Origin of the sequence: Nocardia aurantia, assembly GCF_009604425.1 — a bacterium.
Taxonomy (GTDB): Bacteria; Actinomycetota; Actinomycetes; order Mycobacteriales; family Mycobacteriaceae; genus Nocardia; species Nocardia aurantia.
In genome coordinates this window covers 456,537-472,655 of the sequence record NZ_WEGI01000005.1, presented here as the reverse complement: position 1 = coordinate 472,655, position 16,119 = coordinate 456,537, and the positions used below count along the sequence as shown (strand labels likewise).

The following is a 16,119-nucleotide window of genomic DNA, read 5'->3' as shown; positions in this document are numbered from 1 at the left end:
ATACTCGACGACCACCATAGTGCCCGGATCGCAACTTTCGCCGGATCGGTCGCGCAATCGTTAGTTAGCGGCGGTCATCACTTTCGGGCCCGAGGGACCGTTCTCCGACGGCGTAATTCGTTACCGCCGTACCCGCGTAATCTTGTAATCACAGTTACAACGTGTCACTCCGAAACTCAGTGAGGTACGAAAATGAGACACGGACATCGAGGGCGCGGATTCGGCCGCCCGGGCGGTTGGCAGCAGGCGGATCTCCCGGACCCGAAGGATGCGCCGGACTGGTTCGCCGGACGATTGCCCGCCGAGTGGTTCGTCGAGGCGCCCACCATCGAGATCGACCGCGACGAGATCGTGGTGATCGGCCGGCTGCCGCTGCCCGCCACCGGCGAACCGCAGGACGAGGAAACGCCGGCCGACGCCGAACCGCCGGCCGGGACGCCCGCGGACGCCGAGGTCCCGGCGGCCACCCGGGAGGGCCTGGTGTCGCGATTCCGGGAGAGCACCCGCCCGGCGCGGATGCAGATCGCGCAGGAGGCGCAGGCCCGGTACGGCCGCAGCGTGGCCTGGGGCGTGACGATCGGGGCGCCCGCCACGGCGACCGCCGAGCGAATCATGTTCACCCACCTGGCCGTTCCGGTGATGACCCGGCTGCGCCAGCCGGAACGCAGGGTGCTCGACACCCTCGTCGACGCCGGCGTCGCCCGGTCCCGCGCCGACGCGCTGGCCTGGACCGTGCGGCTGGCCGGTGAACACGCCGAGGAATGGCTCGAGGAACTCCGCGCCGCCATGACCAAGGTCGACGATCTGCGCGCCGAGGGCCCGAAGGGGCTCTGATCCCGCCGCGCCCGGTCCCGCTAGGGTGTCCGGCATGTCACCGATCCTCGTGCTCAACGGCCCGAATCTGAACATGCTGGGCACCCGGCAGCCCGAGGTGTACGGCTCGGACACCCTCGACGACATCGTCGCACTGTGCGAGCGGACGGCCGCCCGCTTCGATCGGGAGATCGTGGCGTTCCAGTCGAATTCCGAAGGGGCGCTGATCGATCGGATCCACGCCGCCCGTGGCGTGGCATCCGGCCTCGTGATCAATCCCGGCGGCCTCACCCACACGTCGGTGGCGCTGCGCGACGCCCTGGTGATCCCGGAGGTGCCGATCGTCGAGGTGCACATCTCGAATGTGCATGCCCGCGAGGAATTCCGGCACCATTCCTACATCTCCCCGATCGCCACCGCGGTGATCGCGGGCATGGGTGTTCAGGGTTACGCCGCCGCCGTCGAATTCCTCTGCACCCGCGGCTGATTCGACCGCGCACTCTCAGCGAGCGGTCGACCCCACGAGGTGGTCGGTGGCTATCCGAAACCCCAGTTCCGACAACAACTCCGCGGCACGAGCCATCGAGCGGGCCGGGTCCGGCTCGAGGGCGGACAGTGGGTAGCAGGCCGTGAATCCGGCCTCCCGCAGCCGCTCGGCGTCGAGCAGGCAGCGGCCGGCCACGGCCACGACCGGCACCCCCGCCGTCCGAGCGGCGGTACAGACGCCGATCGGCGCCTTACCGTGCAGGCTCTGCTCGTCCAGCGACCCCTCGCCGGTCACGACCAGCGCCGCGTCCCGGACCAGGGTGTGGAAGTCGATCAGGTCCAGGATCAGCTCGATCCCGGACCGCGCGACGGCGCCGAGCACCGCCATCGCGCCGAATCCGGTGCCGCCGGCCGCACCCCCGCCGGGACGGTCGGCGAACTCCGGGCCGATCAGTTCGGCCCAGCGCCGCAATCCGGTCTCCAGGACGGCGATCTGCCCGGGATCCGCACCCTTCTGCGGGCCGAAAACGGCTGCCGCTCCCCGCGTTCCGAGCAACGGATGGTCGACATCGGAGGCGAGGGTCACGCTGGTCTCGGCCAGCGCCGGGTGCAGCCCGGACCGGTCCACCCGTACCGCCTCCACGAGAGCCGCACCGCCGGAAGGAATCTCGCGACCATCCGCATCCAGGATGCGCAGGCCCAGGGCTTGCAGCATGCCCGCGCCGCCGTCGGTGGAGGCGCTGCCGCCCAGTCCCAGCACGACCGAACGGATGCCGTGATCGAGAGCGTGCCGGATCGCGAGTCCCAGTCCGTGGGTACCGGCGCGCAATGGATCGAGCCGGCCGCCGGGCAGCCGCTCCAGCCCTGTCGCGGTGGCCAATTCGATCACCGCGGTGCCGTCGTGCACGGCATAGGAGGTGCTCACGGGTTCGCCGGTGGGTCCGAACACCGTGAGCGGCACCGGTTCCCAGCCCGCCGCCACGAAGGCGTCGACCGTACCGTCGCCGCCGTCGGCGACCGGCAGCAGGCGGATGTCCGCGGCGGGCAGCACCCGGTGGATTCCGGCGGCCAGGGCCTCCGCCACCCGCGGCGCGGACAGCGAACCCTTGAACTTGTCCGGCGCCAGCACCACGCCCGGATTCCCGTGCACCATGCCGATATTGTGCACATTCCCCGTGATCCGTGCCCGATGCCGGGCACATGCGCGCCGGTGCGCGAGCCGGCTGTCCACAATCTCCACAGCGCATGTGCGCCAGCGGAACTCGATTCGCGAAGTTGTCCACAGGTGTGCACAGGCCCGGTCCGGGCGAGAAACAGACATGATCATGTTTCGATCGGCGGTCGGGAGTGCCAGGCCCTAGGCTCGTCGGGTGACCAGGCACATCGAGCTCGACACCGCGGAGGCTCCCTCCGTGCGCAACAACCCCGCGTCGAGCCGTTTCGAGCTGTATATCGGCGGCGAACTCGCGGGCACCGCCGAATATCAGGAGACCGCCGCCGAACGGGCCTTCGTGCACACCGAGATCGATGCGCGCTGGGCCGGACAGGGTCACGATCGCCTGCTGGTCCGGACCGCACTCGACGACACCCGCGACGACGGCGCCCAAATTCTGCCGATGTGCGCGGTGGTCCGGCATTTCATCGAAAGTCATCCGGAATACGGCGCGCTGGTGCCGCACTGGGCCCGGGAATCATTCGGGCTCCAGTAGCGGTCCGGTAACAATTGCCCGATTCCGGAGTCGGAAAGCTTGTATTTCGCATCGGATTCGCCGAATGCGAACATTCCAACTCGACGCTTGGCCGCACACGGTTTCCCTCGCGGTGCGATGATGGCTGCGTGGCACGCGCAGAGGAACACGGTGACCGCTCCAGACGCGAATCCCGGCACGACGAACAGGCGGTACGACCGGGAACGCTGCTGGTTTCGGCGACCGACCTGGTGGAATCCTCGTTCCGGCGCACGGTGGTGTACATCGTGGAGCACAACGACGCCGGCAGCCTGGGTGTGGTGCTGAACCGCCCCAGCGACACCGCGCTGCGGGACGTGCTGCCCCGCTGGTCCGATCTGGCCGCCGCGCCGCGCGCGCTCTATCTGGGCGGACCGGTCAAGCGGGACGCCGCGCTGTGCCTGGCCACGGTCAAGGCCGGGACCGCCGTCGAAAAGGTGCGGGGGTTGCGCCGGGTCGACGGCCGGGTCGCGCTGCTGGATCTCGATTCGGATCCGGATGTCATCGGCCCGCTGGTCGAGGGCATTCGCGTCTTCGCCGGATATGCCGGCTGGACCTTCGGTCAGCTGGCCGGCGAACTGGAACGCGGCGATTGGATCGTGCTGTCGGCCCTGCCGACGGACCCGATCGCCGGCCGCACCGACCTCTGGGCCCAGGTGTTGCGCCGGCAACCGCTGCCGCTGTCGCTGTTGGCCACCCATCCGATCGAACTAGAACGCAATTGAATTCGTATACGCCTAGTGTGGCCACGAACTGTGTCGAAGCGGCGTCCCCGGACCTGCCGACGGTGAACTCCGCCGTCGTGCGCGAGCCCCACGGGCTCCCAGCTCGCCGATCGACACGGTGAGATGGGCGTCCCGACCCATTCGCCCGGCGACCGGGCCACCCACGCGGCAGGCGTCTTCCCCGGTTCCCGGAACCCCCCGGAGACCGGCGCCTCGCCCGAGGAGGCGCGGCTGTTGCGGGCACTGTACGACGAACACGCGACCCCGCTGTGGCGCTACACCTACAGCCTGGTCGGCGACGCGGGACGGGCCGAGGACATCGTGCAGGAGACCCTCCTGCGCGCCTGGCAGCGGCCGCACGTGCTGGATCAGTCCACCTCCTCGGCGCGGGCCTGGTTGTTCACCGTCGCCCGCAACCTGGCCGTGGACGAGCATCGCAGCGCCCGGCACCGGCGCGAGTACCGAATGGACAACCCACCCGAGCAGGCAGAACCCGATCAGGCGGACCGGGCCGTCGACGGCTGGCTCATCGCGGACGCGCTGGCGCGATTGAGCGGCGATCACCGCGCGGTGATCGTGCGGGCTTACTACCGTGGTCTGTCCACCCAGCAGATCGCGACCGAATTGGCCATCCCCGAGGGCACCGTGAAGTCACGTATGCATTACGGTATGCGGGCTCTGCGCTCGGTACTACAGGAGATGGGGGTGACGAAGTGACAGAGACCGCGCCCGTGGCGGATCCGGAGTCGGGCGACCGCTATGCGACCTGGGACGGCCCGTACCTGCTCGGCGCCCTCGGCCGCGCGGATCGGCTGGAGTACGAGGAGCATCTGGCCGGCTGTCCGGACTGTCGCGCGGCCGTGGCCGAGCTGTCCGGCCTGCCGGGCCTGCTGGGCCGCGTCGACGCCGATGTGGCCTTGGCGCTGCTCGACGCCGCCCCCCTGCCCGAACCGGCCGTCACCGCTCCCGCCCCCGTGATCCCGCTGCCACACCGCCAGGTGCCACACCGTCCGGTCCGGCGCCGCGCGACAGCGGTCGCCGGCGCGATCGCCGCCGCCGCGGCGGCCGTGGCGATCGCGGTACCGATCACGGCCACGCTGACCGAGCGGTCCGCGCCGCCCGCCGCCGCCCAGGTGGTGGCCGAACGCCAGATGGACCCGGTCGTCCCGACCCCGGTCTCGGCCAGCTTCAAGGTGATCGACATGCACGGCAAGGCCACCGTGGAGATGTCGTGCAACTACGCGTCCGGGGGCGCCCCCTATCAGACCGCCTTCGAACTGTGGCTGAACGAGCGGTCCGGACCACCGCAACGACTCGCGGGCTGGTGGTCCGGCCCCGGCGACGCCCTGACCCTCTCCCGCACCACCGATCTGAATCCGGATCGGGTGCGCAGCGTGGAGATCCGCGGGGCGGGCGGGAAGACCATCCTGGTCGGGACGCTGTAGTACGAGGGACCGAGTTCGCCGGGTGGGGCGGACACACGGAACCCACCGGGATGCGAGCAGACCGGTGGGTTCCGTGCCGATTTCAGCGCGAGAGGCTGGGTTCGCAGTCGACGGTGCGGGCGCGCACGCCGGTGTCCTCCGGCAGGATCTCCGGGATCGCCGGACCGCGGCGGACCGGGAGCGGCGCCGCCGGGAATCCCAGCGCGCTCAGTACCGCGGCGCCCGCGGCGGGGTCGCCGACGGTGATGCGGGCGCTGCCGTCCGGATACGCCTTGGCGGCGATCCCGGCGCGGGCCAGGGTCTCGGCGACCCCGGGCCCGGGCAGGTAGAGGAAGTTGGCGCGGCTGCGCGGTACCCGGATACCCCTGGCGCGCAACATCGTTCGCAACAGGTCCCGCTCGGTGCCGATCCGCGCGATGCGCTCGGTGAGCTCCGCGCCGGCCGCGTAACAGGCGACGACCGCGGCCACCGAGTACTCCGGGGTGCCGAACGGCAGTTGCAGCCGGCGGACCCGGCGGACCAGTTCCGGCTGCCCGAAGGCGTATCCGATGCGCAGACCGGCGAGACCGTACGCCTTCGAGAAGGTGCGCAGCACCAGCAGGTTCGGGTACCGGTCGGTCAGCTGCACCGCGTCCAGCGGATCGCCGTCGCTGAGGAATTCGACGTACGCCTCGTCCAGGATCACCGGAATGTGCCGGGGCAGGCCGAAGAGGAACGCCTTCAGCTCGCTGGCCGGGACGACGGTGCCGGTCGGATTGTGCGGACGGCACACGGCGATCAGCCCGGTGCATTCGTCGACGGCCCGCGCCATCGCCCAGAGATCCTGCCGCCCGGACGAATCCAGCCGCACGCCCACGGTTTCCAGGCCGACCATGCCGGCCATGATCGGATAGCCGTCGAAGGTCGGCGCCGCGTACACCATCCGCTGCCCCGGCACGGTGAGCGCCTGCATGACCTGCAGCACCACTCCGGTGCCACCGGCCCCGACCACGATCCGGTCGGGATCGATACCCAGATGCGCCGAGATCACCTGTGGCAGACGGGAAGGCAGAAACTCCGGATACCGATTCGCCTGCGCCAGAGAGTGATTCAACGCGGACATGACCGAAGGTAGGGGCGGGAAAGGATTCTCGCTGAGCGTCAGGTCGAATCGAGCGCCCTCCGGCCGGCGGCGGAACGACGCGGTGCGGGCGCTCATCGCCCGGCCCCCCAGCGCACCGCCGCGGCCGCCGCGAAATCGCCCGCGTGCGCGAAGGCGGCCATCAGCACCACCGAACCGTTGCGCAGTCGCCCGGCCTGGTTCTCGGTGTCCAGGGTGACGGGAATGCCTGCGGCGAAGAGGTTTCCGCACCGATCGAAGGTGTCCGGATGCCGCTCCGCCGGCAACTCCAGCGCGTCGTGCCAGTTCCGCAGGAACAACCGGTTCGGCTGATTGGTGACGAAGGTGTCGACGTCGCGGCCCTTCACCCCGATCCGATCGCACACCGCCAGCGCCACCTCCGGCACCAGCCGGTTACCGCGCGCGAACACCTTGGTGACCTTGGATTCGGTGAAGCTGACGCAACCCTGTCCCTCGCCCGGCTCCCAGTACTTCCGCTCGGATCCGCTGCTGAAATCCATGTCACCGGCGAATTCGGGATAACTGCGACATTCGATGTCCAGGATCGGCGCCTCGTCGTTCTTCACCAGCAGTCCGACGCCGCAGCCGTCGCCGGGCACCGGGGCCTGGGCGAGTTTGCGGATATCGGTCTGGGTGAAGACCTGACCGGCGGTGTTCTGGGTGGCGGCGATCAGCGCGGTGCGCGCGTCGGTGGTCTGCATGATCATCCGGGCCATCGCCATCATGTGCACGAACGCCCCGCAGCCACCGTTGTGCACGTCGAGGACCCAGTTCGGGCGCATGTCCAGCCGCCGGGCCACCTCCGGTCCGCAGCCCATCACCGGATTGTCCGGCAGCTGGGTGTGCGTGATCAGGATGTCGATATCCCGGAACAGATCCGTGCCGTGCCGCTCGCGCAGCGGTGCGGCGGCGCGCTCGACCATGTCCACCGCGGTCTCGTCGCGCGAGACGTGATGACGGCCGCGCGGGGCGCGGAACATGACGTTCTTCGCCATCCGATCGGAACGAGCGAATTGGGTGAAGTATTCGGTGCCCACCGGGTCACCGGGAAGATAACTGGATACATCGACCAGACTCACCGGGGCATGCGCCGGCGCGGCCGTATCGGCCAATTCCATGGGTGACACCGTCCTCACTTCATCCAGTCGGGCTTGATGGCGAGGCCGTGCGACGCCCGATATTCACAGATGGCCTTCAGGTTGTCCATTTCCAGCTGATGTCCGGCGGAGAACATGTCCCAGAAATCGCCGACCCACACCGGCCGCTTCGGCGGCGCGGTCTCGGGATAGGGATTCTCGTCGTAGAACGGGTGATGACAGTTCACCCAGATCACCACGGAACCCGGCTTGTTGAATACCAATTGCGCATCGACCACGCGCATCAGATAGATCATCCACAGGTGCGAACCCTGGTCCCAGGCGCAGTGGTAATCGACGGTCATGGCATCGGCGTGCGCGACGGTGCGCGTGTAGATCTCGGTCTCCTTGCCCAGCCGGTCGTAGGCCAGCCACAGTCCGGGCTCGGCCGTCTCGACGAATCCGCGCAGGCTGTAGGTCCATTCCTCCAGGCATCGGGTGTCGGCCAGGTACTCGAACACCTCACGCGGCGGCGCGGCGATGTACGCCTGCACCGGGCAGAACTCACCGAAGATCTGGTCGTGCGGATACACCGAGCGCAGCATGTCGACGATGATCGGCGTGGTGGCCTCGCGATCGGAATTCTCGATGCGCAGCACGCCGGGCAGCGCCTCGGGAATATCGCTGAGCGCGGGCAGGGCACTGGTTGTCACGGATGCCTCCTGGGAACCGACAGAAACGGAACGAACGGCGGGATCTCGTCGGGATCGCAGTCGATGCAGACGAACGAGGGACCTGAATTGTCCAGGCAGAGTCGCAGAGCGTCGGCCAATTCTTCGATGCTTCGCGGAGAGTAGGCCGGCAGTTCCGGGAACATGGCCGCCACACCGGCGCCGATGTCGGTGGGTTGGAAGCGATTGAAACTGTATCTGTCCCCATAATACAGTTGCTCCCGGGTGATGCACATGGCGTGTGCATTGTTGTTGCACACCACGAATGTGATCGGCAGTGCGTATTCGATCGCGGTGTGAATCTCCATGCCGTGCATGAAGAATGCGCCGTCCCCCGCGACGACGAATGTGCGGCGCTCACCGCCGCCGGGCAGTTCCCGGCGGGCGAAGGCCGAGCCGATTCCCGCCCCGAACGCGTATCCCATACCGCCCATGCCGAGCGCCACGACGAACCGTCCGTCGCGCGGCAATCGCAGGTGGTGCACCACGGCGGCGCCGGTGTTACCGGCATCGGCGAACACATCGGTACCGGGTTCGATTGCGCCGTTGAGGGTTTCGACGATATCGCGATAGCGCAGCCCCGGCCCTTCGGTCTCCGGCACCGACAGCGGCGTGAGCTGTTTCGTCCGCCGCGGCGGCTCACCGTCCGTCCCGACATCCGCGGGGCCCTCCTCCGGTGCGGCGAGCACCGCCAGCGTGGTGGCCAGATCCGTGCTGGTGAAGTGCAGCGCGGGCAGATAGGGCTCCTCGGAGCCCACGCTCACCACCGGCACGTGCGCCAGCGCCTCGTCGAGTCCGGTGCGCGCGGTGACCGGCAGCCGGGTGCCGACCAGGACGCACAGCGCGGCGCCGCGCACGGCGTCGACGAGCTCCGCGTGGCCCATGCTCCCGGCTACCCCGCAGAAACCGGGCAGATCGTGGTCGTAGACATCCTTGGCGTCCGGCGCCACACCCACCGAGGCCTCGAGGGCCGTGGCCAGTCGCTGGAGTCCGGCGCGGGCGTCGTCGCGCGCCACCTGATCACCGGCGATGATCACGACCTTGCCGGTGGACCGTGCGGTCCACAGCGCGGCGCGGACCGGATCCGCTCCGGCCGCGTCCGCCGTGCCCGCCGTTGCCGGTACCCGGAAGGGTTCGATCTCCCCCATGTCCGCCTGTTGCACATCCTTGGGCAACAGCAACACCGCTGGGCCGCCCCGCCGGGTCGCGAGGACCGCCCGGGCCAGATGGGCCGGCAGCTCCGCCGCGCTGTTCACCCGCGCGCAGTAGTAGCTGATCGGCTCGTAAAGCCTTGCGGCATCGAAGGTTCCGGCCAGTCCGCTGGTATCCTGAAAGGCCCCTTTGCCTTCCAGTACGGTCGGGGCCTGCCCGACCAGTGCCAGCACCGGAACCCGGGAGGCGAACGATTCCGCCAGTCCGGCAACGAGATTCATCGATCCACCGCCCGAAGTGGCGACCACCACGCCGAGCCCGGCAGTGGATCGGGCATAACCGTCGGCCATGGTGGCCGCGGAGAATTCGTGCTTGGCCACCACGCCGGTGACGTCACAGTCCGTGTCGAACACGGCGTCGTAGAGATCCTCAATATTCGCGCCGTCGACGCCGAAGACGTGATGCACGTCCAGGGCCGCGACGGCCTGCACCAGGTAGTCCACCGCTCGCGTCGGCATGGGCACTCCTTCCTGTGCACGCACACCTCGACGTTCGTGCACATCCGGGCCGCTCGTACACCCCGTCCACGAGCCACGTGGAGCATCGGTTCAGTACGGCCCGGATTTTCCGGCGCCGAGTCCGGAACGGAGCCGAATACGCAGGTCGGCGCCTTCCTTGCCTTATACGTATACATATACGTATATTGGAGGCATGCCCAACAAGACGGTCTACGTGAAGGACGAGGATCTGCCGCTGTTCGATCGCGCGCAGGAACTCGTGGGGGGCAATCTGTCGGGCGCGATCCTCGCGGCGCTGCGCCGATTCATCGAACTCGAGGAGGGGCGGATGGCCGGATTCGACGAAGTGGTGCTGCGGGTCGGTCACGACGGCGTCCGGCAGATCCGGTTCTCCGGGAAGCTGCTGGCCGAGTTGCGCGATCTCGACGGCGCGCGACTCGAGCAATATCGCGTATACCGCACGCGGAAGGGCAAATTCGCGCTGCACACCCAGCTCTCGGACTGGAAGGACTATCCCACCGACGCCAACTGGCTCAAGGACCTGACCAACTGGCGCAAGATGCTCGGCATCGCCCCGATGGAGGACTGGGGCGACTTCGACATGCGGGTCTTCGACTCCCTCGACGACCTCCGCGACCACATCCCGGAGAAGCTGTACCGCCGGGTGGCCGACCTCGAATCGCATCCGCACATCGAGGATCTCGACATCTGATCCGCCGGGCCCGTGCCCGGCGCACAACCGCACATCGTCCACCTCGGCCACCCAGTGGTCGCGGCGCGCTGGACCCATGCATTCATAACGATCTATTTATCGATTTCGAAGCAGAGGAATCATGTCCGACATCCCGAACGCCCCCGCAATCTCGGCCACCGGCCTGCGGAAATCCTTCGGCGACCACGTCGTGCTCGACGGCATCGACCTCACCGTGCCGGCGGGCACCATCTATTCCATGCTCGGGCCCAACGGCGCCGGCAAGACCACCACCGTGCAGATCCTCTCGACGCTGTCGGCCGCCGACAGCGGCGATATCCGCGTGGGCGGCCACGACGTCACCGCCGATCCCGGCGCGGTCCGCGAACTGATCGGCGTCACCGGTCAGTTCTCGGCGATCGACGAGCTGCTCACCGGCCGGGAGAACCTGCTGCTGATGGGCGATCTGTGGCACCTGCCGCGCCGCGACCGCGCCCGGCGCGCCGACGACCTGCTGGCCCGATTCGACCTGGCCGAGGCCGGGAACAAGGTGGCGAGCGCCTACTCCGGCGGTATGCAGCGCCGCCTGGACCTGGCGATGACGCTGGTCGGCGAGCCACGGATCATCTTCCTGGACGAACCCACCGTCGGCCTGGATCCGCGCAGCCGACGGGCCATGTGGGACGTCATCCGCGATCTGGTCGCCGGCGGCGTCACCATCTTCCTCACCACGCAGTATCTGGAGGAGGCCGACGCGCTGGCCCATCGGATCGCGGTGCTCGACCACGGCCGCATCGTCGCCGAGGGCACCGCGGACCAGCTGAAACGCCTGGTCCCCGGCGGGCACATCCGGCTGGACTTCGACAGTCGCCCCGACCTGGACCGGGCCGCGGAACTGCTCGGCGGCGTCCCCCGGGCCGAGGATCTGACCCTCGCCGTACCCAGTGACGGCGGCGTGGCCACGCTGCGCTCGGTCCTCGACCGCCTGGACGCCGCGGGCCTCGAACCCGCCGGCCTCTCCGTGCACACCCCCGACCTCGACGACGTCTTCCTCACCCTCACCGGCGACCCCGGCCGGACCCCCGCGACCACCCGATGACCACCCACGAGAGAGCGGATCGACCCATGCGCACGACCACCGCCCCGGCGACCGACACGGTCACCATGCTGCGCCGGAACCTGGTGCACGCCAAGCGATATCCCGGCATGACCATCGGCGTGATCGTCATGCCGGTGCTGTTGCTGCTGCTGTTCGACGGCATCTTCGGTGGCGCGCTCGGCAAGGCCACCGGCGGCGTGGAATACATCGACTACGTGGTGCCCGGGATGATGTTGATGATCCCCGCGTACCTGGTCGCCGGGGTGGCGGTGGGGGTGGCCTCGGATATGACCAAGGGCATCGTCAACCGCTTCCGGACCATGCCCATGTCCCATCCGGCCATCCTCACCGGGCAGGTGCTGGGCACGCTGATCCAGGGCCTGCTCGGAGTGGTCCTGATGGTCGCCGTCGGCGTGCTGATCGGATTCCGTTCGGGCGCGAACCCGCTCGAATGGCTCGCGGCCTTCGGCCTGGTCGGGCTGGTGATCTTCGGCCTGGCCTGGCTCGGTGTCGGCTTCGGCCTGGCCGCCTCGACGCCGGAGAGCGCCAGTAATCTCCCCGCTCCGATCCTGTTCCTGCCCTTCCTGGGCAGCGGGCTGGTGCCGACCGGCACCATGCCCACGGGGCTCCGGCAGTTCGCCGAATATCAGCCCTTCACGCCGATGACCGAGACGCTGCGCGGACTGCTGTCCGGCACCTCGATCGGCCACAACGGGATCGTCGCGGTCGCCTGGTGTCTCGGCTTCGCGGCGGTCGGCTACTGGTGGTCGAGGACGCAGTTCCGCCGCAAGTCCCGCTGAGCGGGGACCCGCCGAGCCGCGGCCGGTGCGATCGTCGGGCGGCGATCAGTGCGACGGCTGGGGCGGGCAATCAGCGCGACGGCCGAGTCGGCGATCAGTTCGCCGACTCGCAGGCGCCGCGCAGCGAGCAGGCCCCGCAGGAGCTGCCGCAGGATTCCCGCACCGGCACCAGCGCGGCGATGGCCGCACTTGCCGCGTTCACCCCGGCGCCCAGGGTGAACAGCGCGATCACCATGGCCACCGCGGCGGCGGCGAGCCCGGCGAGCGGCCCGGCGGTCAGCGCGATCGCGCCGCCGACGGCCAGCAGCAGGCCGGCCCCGAAGCTCGTCGGGGCCGCCACCCGGTTGGCGACGCGGAAGGTTTCCTCGGAGCTGAGGGCATCGTCGGTGTGTACACCCACGAAACGATTGCGGGGCAGCGTCCCGGTGAACCCGAGTACCCCGGTGACGACGGACACCGCCGCCAGCATGAACAGGACCAGCGCTACCACGAACACGACGTCCACGCTACCTCGCGCCGGGCGTCCCCGGCACGTGGCCCGCGGATGACGCGGGTCACCGGCCCCCGAGCGCGGCGCGGGCGGCGTCACCCCTTTTGGGTCCCGGGACGACCAGGTTCTACCCTGATGGGCGACGTCGATCCGGGGAACTGGGCCCAAACAGAAGGCAGGACCGTGCAGGACACTCGCGCAACCGATGCCACCGTCGCAGTCGGCGACGATGTGCCCGCGCACCGCTACAACGCCGAGCTGGCCGGTCGGATCGAGCGCAAGTGGCAGCAGGCCTGGGCCGAGCGCGGCACCTTCTTCGCGCCGAATCCGGTGGGGCCGCTGCACGGCGACATCCCCGCCGACAAGCTGTTCATCCAGGACATGTTCCCCTACCCGTCGGGTGCCGGCCTGCACGTCGGCCACCCGCTGGGCTACATCGCCACCGACGTGTTCGCGCGCTATCACCGGATGCGCGGCCGCAACGTGCTGCACGCGCTGGGCTACGACGCCTTCGGCCTGCCCGCCGAGCAGTACGCGGTGCAGACCGGCGCGCACCCGGCGGTGACCACCGAGGCGAACATCAAGAACATGCGGCGCCAGCTGGACCGGCTGGGCCTGGGGCACGACCGGCGGCGTTCGTTCGCCACCACCGACCCCGCGTTCTACAAGTGGACGCAGTGGATCTTCCTGCGCATCTACAACGCCTGGTACGACGAGGCCGCGCAGCGGGCCCGCCCGATCGCCGAGCTGGAGGCCGAATTCGCTTCCGGCGCACGGCCGATCGCGGACGGCCGGGACTGGTCCGCACTGTCCGCCGCCGAACGCGCGGGCGTGCTGGACTCGTATCGCCTGGTGTACCAGTCGGAGTCGATCGTCAACTGGTGTCCCGGCCTGGGTACGGTGCTGGCCAACGAGGAGGTCACCGCCGACGGCCGCAGCGAGCGCGGTAACTTCCCGGTCTTCCGGAAGCGCTTGCGGCAGTGGATGATGCGCATCACCGCCTACTCCGATCGACTGATCGACGATCTGGATCGGCTGGACTGGCCGGACAACGTGAAGGCCATGCAGCGCAACTGGATCGGCCGTTCGCGTGGTGCGCGGGTGAAATTTCCTGCGGTGCAGTCGGATTCGGATGATCCGGTGGGTACGGTCGAGGTGTTCACCACTCGGCCCGACACTCTCTTCGGCGCGACCTATGTGGTGCTGGCGCCGGAGCACGAACTGGTGGACCGCCTGGTTACCACGCAGTGGCCCGCGGGGGTCGACTCGCGCTGGACCTCCGGCGCGGCCACCCCTACGGAAGCCGTTGCGGCCTACCGGCGTTCGATCGCGGCGAAATCCGACCTGGAGCGCCAGGAGAACAAGGTGAAGACCGGCGTCTTCACCGGCGCGTACGCCATCGACCCGGTCAACGGCGCGCGGCTGCCGATCTTCGTCGCCGACTACGTGCTGATCGGCTACGGCACCGGCGCGATCATGGCGGTCCCCGGCCACGACCAGCGCGACTGGGAGTTCGCGACCGCCTTCGGCCTGCCGATCATCGAGGTCATCTCCGGCGGGGACATCACCGAATCGGCCTGGTCCGGCGACGGCGTCCTGGTCAACTCGGACTATCTGAACGGCCTGGACGTCGAGGCCGCCAAGGCGAAGGTCGTCGAACGCCTGGAAGCCGACGGACACGGCATCGGCACCGTGCAGTTCAAGCTGCGCGACTGGCTGTTCGCCCGGCAGCGGTACTGGGGCGAGCCGTTCCCGATCGTTTACGACGAGGACGGCGTCGCGCATCCGCTGCCCGTGGAGATGCTGCCGGTGCAGCTGCCCGAGGTGAAGGACTTCGCTCCGGTCACCTTCGACGCCGACGACGCCGATTCCGAACCGTCGCCGCCGCTGGCCAAGGCCACCGACTGGGTCACCGTGGAACTGGATCTGGGCGACGGGCCGAAGACCTACCGCCGCGACACCAACGTGATGCCGCAATGGGCGGGCAGCTCCTGGTACCAGCTGCGCTACACCGATCCGACCAACTCCGAGGCCCTGGCCGATCCGGCGAACGAGCGGTACTGGCTGGGGCCGCGACCCGCCGAGCACGGCGCGAACGATCCCGGCGGCGTCGACCTGTACGTCGGCGGTGTCGAACACGCGGTGCTGCACCTGCTGTACGCGCGGTTCTGGCAGAAGGTGCTGTTCGATCTGGGCGATGTGTCCGGGCCCGAACCGTATCGGCGGCTGTTCAATCAGGGCTACATCCAGGCTTACGCCTATACCGACAAACGCGGCGCTTACGTGCCCGCGGCCGAGGTGCGGGAGCGGCTGGGCAAATTCTTCTGGACCGACGGTGACGGCGTAGAGCAGGAGGTGTTTCAGGAGTACGGCAAGATCGGCAAGTCGCTGAAGAACGCCGTCTCCCCGGACGAGATGTACGACCTGTACGGCGCGGACACCTTCCGGTTCTACGAGATGTCGATGGGTCCGCTGGACACCTCCCGGCCCTGGTCGACCAAGGATGTCGTCGGCGCGCACCGCTTCCTGCAGCGGGTGTGGCGGCTGGTCGTGGACGAGGAGTCCGGCGGCGTGCGCGTCACCGAGGCCGAGCCGGCCGACGCGACCCTGCGCTTGCTGCATCGCACCATCGACGGTGTCGACGGCGACTACGCCGCGCTGCGCGACAACACCGCCGGTGCCAAACTGATCGAGCTGACCAACCACTTGACCAAGGAATATCCCCAGGGCGCGCCGCGCGCGGTGGTGGAGCCGCTGGTCCTGATGCTGGCGCCGATGGCCCCGCACATCACCGAGGAACTGTGGGAACGTTTGGGGCACACCGCCGCACTGGCTCACGGCCCGTTCCCGATCGCGGATCCGGCTCTGCTGGTGGCGGATTCGGTCGAATACCCGATTCAGGTCAACGGCAAGGTGCGCAGCCGGATCAGCGTTGCCGCCGACGCCGATGCGAAGGCCATCGAGAGCGCCGCACTGGCCGACGGCAAACTGCGAGAATACTTGGGCGACAAGCAACCTCGTAAGGTCATCGTTGTTCCGGGCCGTCTGGTGAATGTCGTGCTGTGAGTTTGGCGTTCGCTTCGGCGGGTTCGCGGGGGCCTGGTCTCGAACGTGCTTGTCGGGGCGGCGCGTGAACTTGATTGTCGGGGCTGCGTGCGTGAACTTGCTTGTGGGGGCTGCGTGCGTGAACTTGCTTGTGGGGGCTGCGTGCGTGAACTTGATTGCCGAGGCTGCGTATTGGTGACA

The 16,119-nt window shown here is 68.8% G+C and carries 16 protein-coding genes; 10 read left to right on the top strand and 6 right to left on the bottom strand.

From position 1 onward, the window contains the following. The first annotated feature begins 192 nt into the window (after window positions 1–192). Both NRB56_RS13870 and aroQ read left to right on the top strand, forming a co-directional pair. Window positions 193–834, top strand: a complete 642-nt coding sequence (locus NRB56_RS13870) for a hypothetical protein (RefSeq protein WP_153341970.1) — start codon at window positions 193–195, stop codon at window positions 832–834. 34 nt (window positions 835–868) lie between these two features. Further along, window positions 869–1,300: a type II 3-dehydroquinate dehydratase gene (gene aroQ, locus NRB56_RS13865; RefSeq protein WP_153341968.1), complete on the top strand. Its 432-nt coding sequence runs from the start codon at window positions 869–871 to the stop codon at window positions 1,298–1,300. Window positions 1,301–1,315: 15 nt separating this feature from the next. Here aroQ and NRB56_RS13860 read toward each other — a convergent pair whose 3' ends face one another. After that, window positions 1,316–2,452 carry a glycerate kinase gene (locus NRB56_RS13860; RefSeq protein ID WP_153341966.1) on the bottom strand — a complete coding sequence of 379 codons (1,137 nt, stop codon included), beginning with the start codon at window positions 2,450–2,452 and terminating at the stop codon, window positions 1,316–1,318. 217 nt (window positions 2,453–2,669) lie between these two features. Here NRB56_RS13860 and NRB56_RS13855 point away from each other — a divergent pair, with 217 nt between their 5' ends. The 4 genes from NRB56_RS13855 to NRB56_RS13840 all read left to right on the top strand — a co-directional run bounded on the left by NRB56_RS13855 (window position 2,670) and on the right by NRB56_RS13840 (window position 5,196). Then, a complete protein-coding gene (locus tag NRB56_RS13855; RefSeq protein WP_319942970.1) occupies window positions 2,670–3,008 on the top strand; it encodes a GNAT family N-acetyltransferase in 339 nt (112 codons plus the stop codon). Window positions 3,009–3,136: 128 nt separating this feature from the next. After that, a complete protein-coding gene (locus NRB56_RS13850) occupies window positions 3,137–3,751 on the top strand; it encodes a YqgE/AlgH family protein (RefSeq protein ID WP_319942969.1) in 615 nt (204 codons plus the stop codon). Window positions 3,752–3,874: 123 nt separating this feature from the next. Further along, a complete protein-coding gene (locus NRB56_RS13845; protein WP_227837633.1) occupies window positions 3,875–4,468 on the top strand; it encodes a sigma-70 family RNA polymerase sigma factor in 594 nt (197 codons plus the stop codon). Continuing rightward, entirely contained in the window at window positions 4,465–5,196 is a 732-nt protein-coding gene (locus NRB56_RS13840; protein WP_319942968.1) for an anti-sigma factor family protein, read from the top strand. Before NRB56_RS13845 ends, NRB56_RS13840 begins: the two co-directional genes overlap by 4 nt. A gap of 82 nt (window positions 5,197–5,278) precedes the next feature. Here NRB56_RS13840 and NRB56_RS13835 read toward each other — a convergent pair whose 3' ends face one another. Genes NRB56_RS13835 through NRB56_RS13820 form a run of 4 tightly spaced genes read right to left on the bottom strand, consistent with a single transcriptional unit; the run spans window position 5,279 to window position 9,793 of the window. Next, window positions 5,279–6,394 (bottom strand): aminotransferase class I/II-fold pyridoxal phosphate-dependent enzyme, encoded by a 1,116-nt coding sequence (locus tag NRB56_RS13835; protein ID WP_153341964.1) that lies wholly within the window; start codon window positions 6,392–6,394, stop codon window positions 5,279–5,281. After that, window positions 6,391–7,434 carry a 3-oxoacyl-ACP synthase III family protein gene (locus tag NRB56_RS13830; protein WP_153341962.1) on the bottom strand — a complete coding sequence of 348 codons (1,044 nt, stop codon included), beginning with the start codon at window positions 7,432–7,434 and terminating at the stop codon, window positions 6,391–6,393. The genes NRB56_RS13835 and NRB56_RS13830 overlap by 4 nt, the downstream gene beginning before the upstream one ends. Window positions 7,435–7,448: 14 nt before the next feature. Further along, window positions 7,449–8,105: an SRPBCC family protein gene (locus NRB56_RS13825; RefSeq protein ID WP_319942967.1), complete on the bottom strand. Its 657-nt coding sequence runs from the start codon at window positions 8,103–8,105 to the stop codon at window positions 7,449–7,451. Further along, complete coding sequence (locus NRB56_RS13820; protein ID WP_153341960.1) at window positions 8,102–9,793, bottom strand: thiamine pyrophosphate-binding protein; 1,692 nt, start codon at window positions 9,791–9,793, stop codon at window positions 8,102–8,104. Before NRB56_RS13820 ends, NRB56_RS13825 begins: the two co-directional genes overlap by 4 nt. Window positions 9,794–9,986: 193 nt before the next feature. Between NRB56_RS13820 and NRB56_RS13815 the strand changes: the two genes are divergently transcribed. The 3 genes from NRB56_RS13815 (at window position 9,987) to NRB56_RS13805 (ending at window position 12,383) form a co-directional block, all read left to right on the top strand. Continuing rightward, window positions 9,987–10,505 carry an EXLDI protein gene (locus NRB56_RS13815; RefSeq protein ID WP_153341958.1) on the top strand — a complete coding sequence of 173 codons (519 nt, stop codon included), beginning with the start codon at window positions 9,987–9,989 and terminating at the stop codon, window positions 10,503–10,505. Between the two features lie 121 nt (window positions 10,506–10,626). Further along, window positions 10,627–11,583 (top strand): ATP-binding cassette domain-containing protein, encoded by a 957-nt coding sequence (locus NRB56_RS13810; protein ID WP_153341956.1) that lies wholly within the window; start codon window positions 10,627–10,629, stop codon window positions 11,581–11,583. A 26-nt stretch (window positions 11,584–11,609) separates the two neighbouring features. Next, window positions 11,610–12,383: an ABC transporter permease gene (locus NRB56_RS13805; protein ID WP_194290841.1), complete on the top strand. Its 774-nt coding sequence runs from the start codon at window positions 11,610–11,612 to the stop codon at window positions 12,381–12,383. A 94-nt stretch (window positions 12,384–12,477) separates the two neighbouring features. On the opposite strand, the gene NRB56_RS13800 is transcribed toward NRB56_RS13805, so the two are convergent. Continuing rightward, window positions 12,478–12,879 carry an SdpI family protein gene (locus NRB56_RS13800; RefSeq protein ID WP_319942966.1) on the bottom strand — a complete coding sequence of 134 codons (402 nt, stop codon included), beginning with the start codon at window positions 12,877–12,879 and terminating at the stop codon, window positions 12,478–12,480. A 177-nt stretch (window positions 12,880–13,056) separates the two neighbouring features. On the opposite strand from NRB56_RS13800, the gene leuS reads away from it, so the two are divergent. Beyond that, window positions 13,057–15,939 (top strand): leucine--tRNA ligase, encoded by a 2,883-nt coding sequence (gene leuS / locus NRB56_RS13795; protein WP_319942988.1) that lies wholly within the window; start codon window positions 13,057–13,059, stop codon window positions 15,937–15,939. Window positions 15,940–16,119 lie beyond the last annotated feature (180 nt).

Coding starts and splice junctions, on each gene's coding strand:
- NRB56_RS13870 (WP_153341970.1), top strand. CDS start 193: ATGAGACACGGACATCGAGGGCGCGGATTCGGCCGCCCGGGCGGTTGG.
- aroQ (WP_153341968.1), top strand. CDS start 869: ATGTCACCGATCCTCGTGCTCAACGGCCCGAATCTGAACATGCTGGGC.
- NRB56_RS13860 (WP_153341966.1), bottom strand. CDS start 2,452: ATGGTGCACGGGAATCCGGGCGTGGTGCTGGCGCCGGACAAGTTCAAG.
- NRB56_RS13845 (WP_227837633.1), top strand. CDS start 3,875: ATGGGCGTCCCGACCCATTCGCCCGGCGACCGGGCCACCCACGCGGCA.
- NRB56_RS13835 (WP_153341964.1), bottom strand. CDS start 6,394: ATGAGCGCCCGCACCGCGTCGTTCCGCCGCCGGCCGGAGGGCGCTCGA.
- NRB56_RS13830 (WP_153341962.1), bottom strand. CDS start 7,434: ATGGAATTGGCCGATACGGCCGCGCCGGCGCATGCCCCGGTGAGTCTG.
- NRB56_RS13820 (WP_153341960.1), bottom strand. CDS start 9,793: ATGCCGACGCGAGCGGTGGACTACCTGGTGCAGGCCGTCGCGGCCCTG.
- NRB56_RS13815 (WP_153341958.1), top strand. CDS start 9,987: ATGCCCAACAAGACGGTCTACGTGAAGGACGAGGATCTGCCGCTGTTC.
- NRB56_RS13810 (WP_153341956.1), top strand. CDS start 10,627: ATGTCCGACATCCCGAACGCCCCCGCAATCTCGGCCACCGGCCTGCGG.
- NRB56_RS13805 (WP_194290841.1), top strand. CDS start 11,610: ATGCGCACGACCACCGCCCCGGCGACCGACACGGTCACCATGCTGCGC.